9 protein-coding genes are annotated in these 13,868 nt (G+C 62.5%); 5 read left to right on the top strand and 4 right to left on the bottom strand.

From position 1 onward, the window contains the following. Positions 1-243 precede the first annotated feature (243 nt). The 4 genes from ACLIVD_RS42050 to ACLIVD_RS42035 are packed head-to-tail and all read left to right on the top strand — an operon-like array spanning position 244 to position 3,242. On the top strand, positions 244-1,446 hold the full coding sequence (locus ACLIVD_RS42050) for a thiolase C-terminal domain-containing protein (RefSeq protein ID WP_491933687.1): 1,203 nt from the start codon (positions 244-246) through the stop codon (positions 1,444-1,446). After that, a complete protein-coding gene (locus tag ACLIVD_RS42045) occupies positions 1,446-1,907 on the top strand; it encodes a Zn-ribbon domain-containing OB-fold protein (RefSeq protein ID WP_491933840.1) in 462 nt (153 codons plus the stop codon). The genes ACLIVD_RS42050 and ACLIVD_RS42045 overlap by 1 nt, the downstream gene beginning before the upstream one ends. Then, entirely contained in the window at positions 1,894-2,712 is an 819-nt protein-coding gene (locus tag ACLIVD_RS42040; RefSeq protein ID WP_491933686.1) for a mycofactocin-coupled SDR family oxidoreductase, read from the top strand. Before ACLIVD_RS42045 ends, ACLIVD_RS42040 begins: the two co-directional genes overlap by 14 nt. Continuing rightward, positions 2,709-3,242, top strand: coding sequence for a DoxX family protein (locus tag ACLIVD_RS42035; RefSeq protein ID WP_491933685.1), 534 nt, complete (start codon positions 2,709-2,711; stop codon positions 3,240-3,242). The genes ACLIVD_RS42040 and ACLIVD_RS42035 overlap by 4 nt, the downstream gene beginning before the upstream one ends. 773 nt (positions 3,243-4,015) lie before the next feature. Here the strand turns inward: ACLIVD_RS42035 and ACLIVD_RS42030 are convergent. From ACLIVD_RS42030 to ACLIVD_RS42015, 4 genes are all read right to left on the bottom strand, one after another. Next, a complete protein-coding gene (locus ACLIVD_RS42030; RefSeq protein WP_491933684.1) occupies positions 4,016-4,984 on the bottom strand; it encodes an NADP-dependent oxidoreductase in 969 nt (322 codons plus the stop codon). Between the two features lie 359 nt (positions 4,985-5,343). Next, on the bottom strand, positions 5,344-6,342 hold the full coding sequence (locus ACLIVD_RS42025) for an enoyl-CoA hydratase/isomerase family protein (RefSeq protein WP_491933839.1): 999 nt from the start codon (positions 6,340-6,342) through the stop codon (positions 5,344-5,346). A gap of 726 nt (positions 6,343-7,068) precedes the next feature. Further along, positions 7,069-8,886 carry a flavin-containing monooxygenase gene (locus ACLIVD_RS42020; RefSeq protein ID WP_491933683.1) on the bottom strand — a complete coding sequence of 606 codons (1,818 nt, stop codon included), beginning with the start codon at positions 8,884-8,886 and terminating at the stop codon, positions 7,069-7,071. Between the two features lie 780 nt (positions 8,887-9,666). Further along, on the bottom strand, positions 9,667-10,980 hold the full coding sequence (locus tag ACLIVD_RS42015; RefSeq protein WP_491933680.1) for an MFS transporter: 1,314 nt from the start codon (positions 10,978-10,980) through the stop codon (positions 9,667-9,669). A 2,020-nt stretch (positions 10,981-13,000) separates the two neighbouring features. Here ACLIVD_RS42015 and ACLIVD_RS42010 point away from each other — a divergent pair. Next, complete coding sequence (locus tag ACLIVD_RS42010; RefSeq protein ID WP_491933679.1) at positions 13,001-13,834, top strand: mycofactocin-coupled SDR family oxidoreductase; 834 nt, start codon at positions 13,001-13,003, stop codon at positions 13,832-13,834. Positions 13,835-13,868: the final 34 nt, after the last annotated feature.

Here is a 13,868-nt window from a genome sequence, read left to right as displayed (position 1 = left end):
CAGCGCACGCCAACACGTTACTGCATCTGAAATTACCGGGCTCGCGCAATCTTCCGACCGCAACCCGGCGCGAAAGACGGGCTTGCCCCAGCTAAACCGCCGAAACATGGCAAGTGAGCCGAGGCGGGGGCTTGCGCAGGAAGAATCCTGGATGCAAGACTCGGCGGAAGCGCAACGCATCAGTGCGTGCCAATCCCGGGTCAATCGTGAGATTGCGGATCGTGAATATTCGGAGAGAGCGACGTGAAAACCGCCAAACAACAGCATAGAGATACATGCGCGATCGTCGGCATCGGTGCGACCGAATACTCTCGAAAGTCCGGGCGGAGCGTGGCTTCACTCGCCGCTGAAGCGAGTCTGGCCGCAATCGCCGACGCGGGCCTGACACCGGCGGATATCGATGGTGTGGTGCGCTCGGATTACGATACGGTGCACCACAATGACATCGGCCACTGGCTGGGCCTGGAGAACCTGACGTACTGGGGTATGACTGGCACCGCGGGATCGGCGCCCTGCGGAATGATTGGCCAGGCCGTCGCAGCGATCATGTCCGGTCAGGCGACAAATGTGCTGGTCTATCGGGCACTCAATGGCCGCTCCGGGCTTCGATTCGGGAAAGGCACCGCGATCCAGCAGTCGGGACAAGCCCACTACGTCGGGGGCGGCGGCACGCTCGACGAGTTCTTCCTGCCCTACGGGCTCATGGCGCCCGGGCAGCTCTACGCCATGTACGCGCGCCGTCACATGATCGACTATGGGTCCACGCCGGATGACCTGGCAAATATCGCGATGACCATCCGCAACCGGGCGAACGCCAACCCGGCTTCGCTGATGTATTCCCGGACGATGTCGTTGTCGGACTACTTCGAGTCACGCATGATCGCCGATCCCCTGCGGCTTCTGGACTACTGCCTCGAGACCGACGGCGCGTGCGCCGTCGTAGTCACCGCAGCGGATCGTGCGGCTGACAGCCCGCACCCTGCCGTGCTGATCAGGGCAGTGGCACAGGGAACCGTGCCGGAAATGCAGGGCGGCAAGGTATTTCCGGCTCTCATGCGACCGTCCCTGTTGACAAACCCCTCGAAGTACGTCGCCGATGAACTCTACCGCCGCGCCGGGTTGGGGCCCCACGACGTCGACGTTGCCCAGATCTACGACGCCTTCACCATCACAGTGCTGCTCCAGTTGGAGGACTACGGCTTCTGCGGACAGGGCGAGGGCGGTGCGTTCGCATCCAGCGGCGCGATCGACATCGATGGTTCCGTTCCGATCAACACGGCAGGTGGCAACCTGTCCGAGGGATACATCCACGGTATGACACATGTGCTTGAAGGAGTGCGCCAGATGCGGGGACAGTCAACGTCGCAGGTCGAGGGCGCGCAGATCTGTCTAGTGACATCCGGAGCCCCCACTCTGACCAGTGCGCTCATATTGAGGGCAGCGTGATGGTGACGGGACGGCCGCTACCGGTCACCGACGACGAAGAAACCGGCGGGTTCTGGCAAGCGGCGGCTCAGCACCGACTCGTCGTGCGCACCTGTAACGTGTGCTCGGCGAACCTGCACCTGCCAAAGTCGTACTGCCATACCTGTGGATCATGGGACGTTCGCTGGCGCGACGTGGAGCCAACCGGTTCCCTCGTCACGTGGACGGTCCTCCATCACTCGATCCATCAAGCGTTCCCCGCGCCGTGCACAGTGGTCCTTGTACAGCTGGACGAGGACCCTGCTGTGCGGTTCGTTGGGCACCTCGACGGAGCCCCCGAGTTGTACGCAGGGATGCCGATGCGGGTCAGGTTCGAAGACATCGAGCCCGGTGTCACTATTCCGCAGTGGGAACAGGACGAGAATGGCAACGCGTCCAATTCCCGAAGAGCAATCGAAGGAGAATCTCATGGGAACGCTTGACGGTAAGGTCGCATTGATCACGGGAGCGGCCCGAGGGCAGGGGCGGTCGCACGCGATCCGGCTCGCCGAAGAGGGCGCAGATATAATCGGCGTCGACATATGTGATCAGATTGGAACCGTCACTTACCCAATGGCGACACGCGAGGATCTCGCAGAAACTGTCGCGATGGTTGAGAAGCTTGGTCGGCGGATGGACTCCCACGTCGTCGATGTGCGCGATGCTGGCGCGCTCAAGGCCGCTGTCGCGGAGGGTGTGGAGTCACTCGGACGGCTCGACATCGTGTTGGCCAATGCTGGCATCATGTTCCAGGGATTGGCTGCAGGCCGAGACGACGAGGCATTCCGGGACGCGGTCGATGTGATGCTCGTCGGAGTGTGGAACACGATCCAAGCGTCGCTACCGACTCTGCTTGAGCAGGGCGACGGTGGGGCCATCGTCATCACCAGTTCGGTGAACGGGCTCAAGGGGATGGTCGCCGGCACGAACGGTGGCAACTTCGGCTACGCTGCAGCCAAGCACGGCGTCGTCGGGTTGATGCGGATGTACGCAAATTATCTTGCGCCGCAGAGTATCCGGGTCAATACCGTGCATCCGACGGGTGTGGACACCCCGATGCTGGTCGGCTTCGATCAGTCTGCTGCTGCTGCGAACCCTGCACTGACCGAGGGGCTCGGCAACCCGATGCCGGTCGCGCGAATCGAGCCGCTCGACGTGAGCAATGCGATCGCTTGGCTCGTTTCGGACGCCGCTCGCTACGTCACCGGCATAACGCTGCCGGTCGACGCGGGTATGTGCAACAAATGAAACAACTGAGGGAACGGCGTCGCAACATAAGAGGATCGGCGGTTGCTCAGCTGCTGCTGCGCGCGGCTGTCGGTGGGACTCTGGTTGCGCATGGTGTTAAGCATGGCCGGTCTCTCGATGGAACCGCAACCTGGTTTCGATCCATTGGATTCCACAAGCCGAGGCTCCAGGCGCGAGCCAGCGCCGTGGTCGAGATCGGTGCGGGCACTGCCCTGATCGCCGGCGCTGGCACGCCGCTTGCCGCCGCAGCTGCGGTGGGGACGATGGCGGTCGCGGCCCGGTCCGTGCACCAGCCCAACGGCTTCTTCATCACCGCAGAGGGTTGGGAGTACGTGGTGAATCTGGCCGCCGCCTCAGTGGCCCTCGCTGGGCTCGGCGCCGGCCCACTCAGCGTGGATCGAGCCTTAGGTTTCACCAAATGCTCGCGTGGGTCGGGCGCGGCCGCACTCGCTGCCGGGTTAGGCCTGGCCGCAGCAGCGTTTCAGCTCAGCGTGTTCTGGCGGCGACCGCAGAGTTCGGCGGCCGATTAACTGTTGCACTCCGACTTCAGTAGAGGGTCGCAATGACCCGATCGTTGGTTCCAGCGGGGTTGTGTCAGTGGTAGTGGGCCAGTCCGGGTTGGGTGGGTGGGATCCATCTCGATCTGACCGTTTGAGTCGGCGATTGACCCGAGCGATGTACTCGGCGACAGCGAACTCGAGGTCCTCGATCGACTTCCGTGACCCTTTGTTCTGGATCACTTCGGTCCTGACCAGCGAATTCAAGGCCTCGGCCGGGGAATTTGGTAGGAGTCGCCGCCGCTGCCAAACGAGGCGGCGACTCCGGCGTCCGCGAGGCGTTGGGTGTAGCGGACCGCCCGATACTGGAGACCGCGAACCGAGATCGGTCGGCAGCTTCGTGGACAACTGCCACCGCCGACCCGCCGAGAGAACACGCCGGAGACGAACGCGGCAACACCCACCCAGCGAACTTTCGGATGTGGATTGTGACGGCAGATCACCAAACAACCTCAAACGGAACGACGCCCAAGACCATGCAGGCCGAGACTGGACCGCGGACCTGACGATGCCGCGGGACTGCCGTGCACCGCGAAGCCGTGGAGGACCAGGTACGGCAGGATGCCAGCGCAGGTCGTGCTCCGCTGGGACACGAGCGCGGACTGCATATGAGGTCGACATCGATGACCCACCGGTAGCCGGGGCGGGCAATTCAAAAGATGTGACCCCGACCCGGTTTCTCGATACGCCGTCAGCATGGACGCTGCCACTGACAGCAGGATTCAATAGCCCTCCGACGTAATCGATTACATGCCTGTCTGCTGCCCACTGAAGTCGAGTACCACTCGACCACGCACACCGCCGGCTTCCAGCAGCCGATGCGCTTCGGCCGCCTGCTCGGCCGGCAAGACTGACGCGACACGTGGGGTGAGGACACCGCTCTCGGCCTGGCGCGCCAGTCGATCCAGCCCCGCTGTGTCGGTGGCGCCATGCCGCACTAAAATCGGATGGACCTTGATTCCACGCTCGGCGGGACCGTTCCAGCCCCGAACCGTTGCCAACCTGCCGCCGTCGGCGATTGCATCGACGATGCGCTCGTTCAGCAGCGCACCATCGACCAGGCCGGGAACACCGTCCGGCACGAGTTCCCGGATGCGTTCGGCGACGTCACTTCCACGCTCCACTATGTCGTCAGCCCCGAATGCACGTACCAGGTCCGCATCTGCGGATTTGGCATCGGCGATTACGCGAAGCCCGTCGGCCTTGGCCAACTGGATTACGTAGCCGCCGACGACTCCTGCGGCGCCGGTCACGGCTACCGTGTCGCTTCCGGACAGTGCAAGCGCGTCAAGGGCGAGGCGAGCCGTCATAGCGTTCATCAGCAGGGTGGACGCTATGGGAAAGTCAATACCGGCGGGCGCGGGCACGACCGACGCAGCGGGCACCACGACCTGCTCGGCGTAGGCGCCGTGCGACCCGTTCGGAACGATCCATTCCGGCACCACCAGGGCTACGACGCGTTGACCGATGTGGAGCCGGTCGTCAACGTCAGGGCCGAGTGCGTCGATCACTCCCGCGGCGTCCATTCCCGGCACGTACGGGGGCCGGCGGCTCCCAGTCTGTCTCCTGCCGGAACGGAGCAGCGTATCGCTCGGATTTACGGCTGCCGCATGCACCCGGATCCTTACCTCACCGGGGCCGGCCTGCGGTTCCGGGAGATCCAGAACCTCCAGCACCTCGGGTCCACCAAACTCAATTACTCCGATAGCCTTCATGATTCACTTGCTCCCTTAGTCGTGTCTACGAGCGATTTGCTGGTGAGGTAGGGAATTCGCTAGATCCACGTTGTTGATCAGAGCGGGTAGCTGAACCGTGCGGAAGCGTCTGCGGGGACGCACCGCGACCAGCCTTCCTGATGCCCCCGCGCTCGCGCGCGGATGTGTCGTTCAGCAGATCTACGCACTCATCGACCGCATGCGATGCCACGTCCAGCGCTTGCGCCGTCTCGAATGTGGTGCCGTAATGGCAAGACTGGTTGGCGATGCGGTTGACCATCGCCACCAACACAGGTGGGTCCTGCCACATCATGCGGCCACCGAGGTGGACCGACACCGGTATGGTCGGCAAGCCACGTTCATACGTCCGGCCCGATTGCGTCGAGAAGCCCCCACTCGAGTGCGGTCGGCGCGTCTAGCGCCTTGCCCGATAGTGCGAGCAGGAATGTCCGCCAACGGCCGATGCGGCGCCGGATGCTGACCGTGCCGCCCGCGCCTGGAATCAACCCCATCCGCACCTCGGGGAGCCGGAACACCGTGCCTGGTGCGGCGATCACCGTCCCCGCGAAGGCGGACAGTTCGATACCCGCGCCGATACACGCGCCGTGCGCGCGGACGACCACTCGGGATTCGAGCTGGTGCAGCAGCCGTCCGGCGCCCGCCAACGTGCGGACGAAGTGTGCGGTCGTGAGGTCCGATGCCGTGCCGAATTCAGCGAGATCTCCGCCGGCGCAGAACGAGGGTCCCGCCCCGGACAGCACCACGCGCGCGATCGTCTCATCGGCGGCGGCGATCCGAAGCGCCTCCACCAGCTCGTCGCGCACCTCACGGCCGTAGGCGTTGCGCCGCTCCGGCCGGTTCAGCGTCAGCAGCAGCTCGTCCCCTGTACGTTCCACGAGCACCGGCGGCTCCGGCGGCGGCGGTGGCAGCGCGCGTGGGCCGCGCATGTCTAGCCAGCGTGCGAATTCTGCTCCGCCCAACAGTGATGAGTAGGCGAACGACTCGACGTCGAGAGCAGGTGCAACGTCCATGGCCGGAATGCGCAGTAGCTGTGCTAGCACCAGCGCCGCTTGCGGATTGGCCTGCGTGGCCGCGCACAGCTGCCCCGAGTCGGCCATCGGATCCGCAGAACCCGCGAGCCATCGGTCGCCGGCGGCGTCCAGAGGGACGAACGTGATGTCCAGGACTGCGGAGAGTTCACGTGCAGTCACACCGAGCGGCCGGGTGGCGACGCCAATCCGCACCCGGTCGGCCGGCGGAAGGACAGAACTCGCACGGTCGAGTTCGACGACTTCGACCGGCTCGGCTATCCTGCCGCCGGCGTCCAGCGATGGCAACCATATACGTTGAGTAACCATATTTTTCACGACAGACACCCTGATGGTCCGACGCGATGCCGTAGTCGATCGCGTGTGGACAGGCGCTCGTCGGGTGGAGCTGGCCGGGTGCCGGCGCCATCACGCCGTGTGGAAAGACGACCTCGACATGCGTGTCGTTCCCTCCGAAGCCGCGCGCCGGCCGCGCGATGGATCGCCATCTCCTGGCCGACGCGCAGCCCGGGCCGGCCGTTCAGTGCATGCTCGACGAGAACGTCGTTCGACCGGACATGATGGCCGCCTCCACCTGCTCGATTTGGCCCGACGAGCACTGAGCCCGCGGTCAGATTCATGTCGCAGGACTTCGAACCGGTCGAGCCTTGCCAAGGTCGGACGTCGACATGCTGCACCGTGTCGTGGTCCACCCGTCTCACCGAGTCGGTTGTCGGGTGCGCGAGGCCGACGTCGGCGATATCGGAGTCGCTGGCCTCCTCGACCGGCGGAGGGATACTGTGCCTGGTCTTTTGGGAGACCGCGGCAACGCCGATCCGGGTAGTCGCGCACGCGTCCCAATGGCTGTCGTAACGGCTGATCACCGCATCTCCCATATCTCTCCGAGCTTGCCGGCCCCTGAGCCGGTTCCACCACAATCACGCTCTACTGCGGTGGAGTCACGGTCCGGTCGCGGAACAGCCCCGAGCCCAAAGCGCGGCAGCACTGGGCCGGTTTCCTACGGACCAGCGACGGCCCCGCAGCTGCCGTCTCGCCTTACTGGTTTCCACCCCGCACGATGATTGCCTTATTCTCGTATTCCTTGGACTCACGCCACTTCTCGAGCAACTGCCGGTACTCGAACGGCCCGCGGCCATACGCGTCGGCCCAGATTGGCCGGCCGTTCTCATACTTGCCTTCGGTGTCGATGTCGCCTTCGTTATTGAAATAGCCAGGCGTGCAGGCGTTGACCGCCTCGACGTTGTATACGAGGTCGTTGGTGGCATCCATCTCGTCGCACCACTCCTGCACCGCGGCCTCAGTGATATCGAGTTTGATGACATCGTCATCGAGCAATTGCTTGATGTTTTTGGCGGCGTGCTTGGCCTGGTCGCCGTAGACGTTGAGCAGGTTAACCGAAATTGCGGATTGCCGCAGCGCCCCGACGACATACATGTTCGGGAAGCCGTGGGCCTGCATACCGTGCACGGTGCGGACTCGCCCAGCCCATGCCTCGGCCAGGGTCACACCGCCAACACCGGTTACGTCGAAGCCGCCCGACTGGCCGGGCGAGACACCTGTCTCGAAGCCGGTCGCGTAGATGATCAGGTCGACTTCATATTCCTTGCCGTCGAAGACCAGGCCGTTGGCGGTCACCTCGTCCACTCCGCGGCCCTGCGTGTCGACCAGATGCACATTCGGCTTGTTGAACGACTGCAGATATGCATCGTGGAAACCTGGACGCTTACAGTGCGTGGCGTACCACGGCTTCAGCGCATCTGCCAGCTCGCTGTCCTCCACCAGCTCGTCGACGCGAGCCCGGATGCGCTCCATTTGCACGATGTCGTTGTCCTCGACCTTAGCCCTATAGGCGGCCATGTCGGGGGTGGATCCGTCGTCGGGCTTCTCCAACGGCGGGATACTCCAGACCTCGGTCCAGGCGTCCTTGACGATCTTCTCGACCGGGAGGCCCATCAACTGGGCTTCAAAGTTGTCAGCGCGGCGCTGCTGCCAACCTGGTTCCTGGCGGGTATACCACTCCTCGTCCGTCGGCCCGTTGCCACGCGGCCCGACGATCGTTGGAGTGCGTTGGAAAAGAAAGGTCTCAGCGGAACTCTCAGCCAGGTGCGGGAAGGCCTGCAAAGCCGTCGGTCCAGTTCCGATGAGCGCAACGCGCTTGTCGTTGAGATTGGCGAGATTACCCTTGGAGTCGCCGCCCGTGTAGTCGTAGTCCCAGCGGCTCGAGTGGAACCAGTGACCTTCGAACTTCTCGATCCCTGGAATGCCCGGCAGCTTGGGTCGGTGTAGAACTCCACCGGCCCCGAGGACGACGAAGCGAGCACGGATCTCGTCACCGCGGTTGGTCGTGACGATCCAGCGCAGTTCCTCCTCATTCCAGGTCACGTCCTTGACGATGGTCTGGAAGATGGCTTTCTCGTAGAGATTCCAGCGCTTGCCGATCGATCGGGCGTAGTCGAGGATTTCCTCACCCGGCGCGTACCGAATCGACGGCATGTAGCCCGTCTCTTCCAGGAGAGGCATGTACACATAGGACTCGGTGTCGCAGGCGACCCCGGGATAACGGTTCCAGTACCACGTGCCCCCGAAGTCCGAGGCCTTGTCGATAATCGCGAAATCGTCGACGCCCTCCTGACGCAGGCGAACGGCCGTTAGTTGCCCCGACCACCCCGCACCAATAATGGCGACCTCGGTCTCCGTCGTGATCGGGTCGCGCGGTGTTACCTCGTGGACGAATGGGTCCGCCTCAAGGTCTGACCCGATCTCGACTCGAAGATACTGGGCCATGCCCTCCGCACGGATCCGCTTGGCACGCTCCTCGGCGTACTTCTGAGCGATTTCCTCTTTGTTGGTCATCCATATGCCCTTTCTTTCAACTACGAATGGCAGACTGCTCCGAGTTGGCGACGTCTTTGAGGCAACTCGCTTTACGCGGACGACACCGAACCGCCGGCCGGGGCGTGTAGTTGGCATGGAGCCCTGCTACGCCGGGACGATCAGGTTGATCCGCGAATCGACCGCAGCCCTCCACGACCGGTGGCGCGCCGCCTGCTGAGACCCTTGAACGGCTTCGCACGCGATGTGACGGGCGTCTCCATGATTCTTGCATCCAGGATGCCGACCCGCAAGAGTCAACCTCCGCGGGCACTCAAGATGAGGGGTCCGCAAAGGCATTTCGAGGAAATCGGATCCACGCGTCGTCTCAGAAATGACACCGACGCACCGACCCCAAGCAGTCAAATCGAGCCCTGAAGACGGCGTAGACGATCTACGAAGCAGCAGAGCTCGAGTGCAAACTGCGGTGAAGTCGTCCGCATCGACGAACACGACCTCGATTACGGGACCCGGTCTCCTGGTCCCGTTCGGGCCGAGGTGTAGATCGCCCCGTCGACCTACTACCCCGCCAACTCCCAACCCCAACCTCCCGGAGGCGGGTCCGCGAGACGGAAACCGCATCACGAGATTCAACGCGTGCACGCCGAGAACTACGGCGTCTCCGGTTCCCGAAAATGCACGCAGAGTTGAACCACCGAGCGGCCGATCCATGCAGAGGGCCGCGGGAGGGGATTCAGAGGATCGCTGCGGATACACCCAACCCAATGCTGGGCCGGTCGCTACAAGAGACGCGCCACAGGGTCATGCCGAATCAAGTTGCCGTGAATCAACTTTCGACGAGCTCACCTTGGCAGGGGGATCCTGGAGCACGACAGCCGCTATAACCGCGGCTACACCAAGCATGAGGCCTAGGCAGGAGAATCCGATCTCCGGGCTTGTGAGGTCGCTGATCCAGCCGACCACATAGGTCGCGAAGAACCCGGACAGTGCGCCGGTCATATTGATGAACCCGATGCCAACCGTCAGCACGGACGCCGCGACCATCCAGCTTGGGAACGCGTAGAAGAGCGGGACGGCACTCTGCGCGCCGGCGACAACGATACAGAGCAGGATCAACTGGGCAGCGGGTCGTCCAGTAGCGACCGGGCCGACCAAGAGTGCGAGAGCCGCGACGGCCAGTAGTATGACCAAGAGCGTGCGAAATCTACCAGTGCGATCGGCGAGACCCCCCAGAATCACCCCGGCAATCCCGCCGACGACGAAGGGGATGCTGGACAGTAGGCCCACCACTAGAGGGCCGTTCCGAGCATCGAAGCTCTGAACGACGGTCGGGAGCCAGAGCGGGATCGCGCTGGTTCCACCACCAACCAGACCATAGATAAGCATCAGCAACAGGATCCGGCGGTTGAACAAGGCCCGCATGAAGCTCACTGGTTCGTCAACAGGGTTGCGGTTCCGTTCCGCGGTGAGCGCCTTCTCGAATTCATTGCCCTGCCGTGTGGGCAGCCAAAAGACCTTACTGGGTCGGTCGTTGTAGAACAGCAGCCAGAGCACTCCCAGGACCACGGCTGGCAAGCCCTGAATTAGCAGCACTGTTCGCCACGACATAAATTGGAGCATCAGCCCGGTTATGGGTGCGGTTAGAACGCTCGCGGCGAAGCTGAAAACGAAGAAGCGCGTATTCGCCCGACCACGCTCACGCTCGAGGAACCAGCGGGCGATCAGCACGTACATGAGCGGATGGAATGCGGACTCCCCCATACCAACTATGAACCTCGCTATGAGCAACTGTCCCTCACTGGTCGCGAAGCCGCCCAGGGACGAAGCCGCGCCCCAGACAAGAAGGCATGTGGCCAGGACCCATCGCCCCCCGAACCGAGAGACAAGAATGACGAGCGGGATCTGGAAGACGACAGCACCGATAAAGATGATGCTACTAATCAGGCCCGCATCGGAGAGGGTGAGGCCGAGGTCCTTCGAGATCGGGCGAAGCAGCAGCGAGATGTTCGTCCGGTCCAGGTTCAGCATGAACATCCCCATACCAAGCAGTGGAATGATCACGTACCAGCGGCGTGGCGCCAGCTCCGGGATAGTGGTTGCGTGTGGTTGCATCATGGCGCCTCGGATTCCTTAATGCGGGGCACTCAAGCCCGTGTCGCGGGCGTTCGGACCCAGCGTGCAGTAAAGCCGTGAGTTGGATGTCTGAGTTGGCCCGTCGTTTTCGGGTAGCACGACCTAGGCGTGGTGGGTCCCGCGGACGCGTAGGAAAGAACCCTGGCGTTCTCAAAGCGACCTTCACAGGTGCAGGCTGCCACCGGTGCGCCGTCCAGCTGGAATGGGAACGTTGTGTTTCGCCCGTTTCCCATATCAGCCGGACGTGTCAAGTAGATGCCTTCTTTCGAGAACGAACACTGCTGCTCACCTCTCGCACGTTCCGGGGTTCGCTGTTGTACAGAACATTCGGAGTAGACGTCATGATGGTTCGCGACGTCGGCACCGAGGTGCTGCGGCGGCCGCCCTGCCGATCAACAAAATGACACCGCCTGCACTATCGACCCGCAATCCGAAACTTCGCCACGCCACATTCCGAGCTGACCCGAATACTTGTGGAGCGGAGCAGGCACAGAACTGAAACAGCCCCACTACACCACCCTCTCGAGTAAGCTCCCTGGAGGTTAGGCCAGGTGCACATGCGCGTCAAGTAGCCTATAGATGCCACTTTTCTTCCGGCGTGGAATTCCGCATAGCAGGTCACGGCCTGCGGCCGCGACCTGCAAGACGGTGGCTGGGGCGATTTGATCGCGTCCACTTCCGCAGCGAGCAGACGCCGACGCACTATCGCCATCAGCCGGTTTTGTCCTCTTCGGCGGGAAGTTGGGGCACCACCACCCTGTTTACAACTCCCCCAGTAGCCGTGAATTCACGTAGCAGCAAGACGTGGGCCGATCCTTCAAACTCGGCGCCGCTCGCTCTGCTTGACTAACCCTCCGTACCGCCCCGTTCTCGTCCGCAAGTCGCGCCTGACACATCGAGTCGGCCACGGCGCTCACGCTCACCCACTCCCCGACTCGACCAAGCGATGCCGGCAACGCTTGGTACCACCGGAAGGGGGCTGGACGCATTCAATACACAGCACAAGGACTAAACATAGTTGCTGCACTGTATATTTCAACAAAGAAGACGATCCGGCGGGTCCACTCCCGCGCCGCATATGCTCGGTTCCACCGCCTGGCGCCGCCCCGGGCATGACGAATGCCCCGCAAAATGCGCGGCTCTCGCATGAGAGCTCCTCCACGCATCCGCCCCACCGTCTACCTACCGCCCCCTTGCACCCCGTGAGGCATCAGGACTCCCGAGAATTACCCGCATCCTTCGCGGATACTCGCCATGATCAACCCCGAGTCCGTTTGTGACACAACAGCACCAATGGGTGCATCTGTATCGCTCGAGGCGAACAACCTTCCGCGATGACTCACCGCATACACGGCCAGCCCACACGCAATGGGGCGAGATCAGACTGTGGACATCGCATCAGAATCGGTCACCACACCAGCACCGGCGCCCCGCCTGTGCAACCTGACGGCGGCGCCCGCCTGCACAACCAGGCGATTCCCGTGGCACTGCCACCAAAAAATGGCACACATAGGCTAGTTGACACTTATATGCAACTTGTCCTAGCCTCGAGAGAGCTCAGCTCGGCCAAAGGAGGTGGGGTTCTGAAGAGCTCACGTCGACCCCTGGAGCGGCCTCGCCGCGGTGCGGCCGTGCGATCCAATCGGGTGGAGCCAACATCGACCCACGCATGGCCGTAGAGGAGGTCTCACCAACAAGGTGACCATATGACCAGACGAGGTCGCAGCTCCAAATCACCCATCCTCAACTCCAGGGCCGCGCATGTAATGGCGTCGATGATTTCGACCTCGACAGATGACCGCGTCCACAAGTGCGAGCACACCTTGGTCGGAATTGTCATGAGTCGAGACGCATCCGCAATTCGTGCACCCCCGATAGATTTCGGTCACATGGTGAAACGTCCGAATGACCTACAAATTCAACCGAATTCCGGTATTGCGCAAAATAAGACTGAAGTCGAAGTGCGTAATCCTGTGATCCACCTTTTGGAAAGGGAGAAATAATGTCAGGACGCGTGGAGGGCAAAGTAGCCCTGATCACTGGCGCAGCACGCGGCCAAGGTCGTTCGCATGCGGTCCGCCTCGCCGAGGAAGGCGCAGACATTATCGCTATCGATGCTTGCGCCCCGATCGAGACGGTGGACTATCCCGCGCCGACGCTCGACGACCTCGCCGATACTGTAAAGCTCGTCGAGAAGCTCGGCCGCCGCATCATTGCCACCCAGGCCGATGTGCGTGACATCGACGCCCTTCAGACTGCGGTCCGCAGCGGAGTCGCCGAGCTCGGCCGACTCGACATCGTCATCGCCAATGCCGGCATCGCCACCCACGGCTCCGTCGTAGAACAGACCGAGTTGCAATGGGACACCATGATCGATGTCAATCTCAAGGGCGTGTGGCACACCGCCAAGGCGGCCATTCCCGCCATGATTGAGGCCGGTAACGGTGGATCTATCGTGATTACCAGCTCCCTCGTCGGGCTTAAAGGATTTCCCAATTGTGTGAGCTACTCTGCGGCCAAGTTCGGCGTCGTCGGCATCGCACAGGTGCTTGCGCATGAATTGGCACCACACAAGATTAGGGCCAACACGGTACATCCAACAAACGTGCATACTCCAATGCTCGACAACGAGGGCATGTATCGGATATTCCGGCCTGATTTGGAGAACCCGACATTCGAGGACGCCAAAGATGGCTACAGTTCCATGAATATCTGGCCAATGCCTTGGGTGGAGCCAATCGATATTTCCAATGCCGTGCTCTGGCTTGCCTCGGACGAGGCCCGGTACGTCACAGGAATAAGTCTGCCCGTCGATCTCGGAGCCAGTGTCAAGTAATCGGAACTCCTCGTCAGACTCAGAAGGGCGGACT

The organism is Rhodococcus sp. G6(2025) (genome assembly GCF_058628105.1).
Note: the sequence above shows the minus strand (reverse complement) of the source record. Positions and strands in the feature narration are given on the sequence as shown.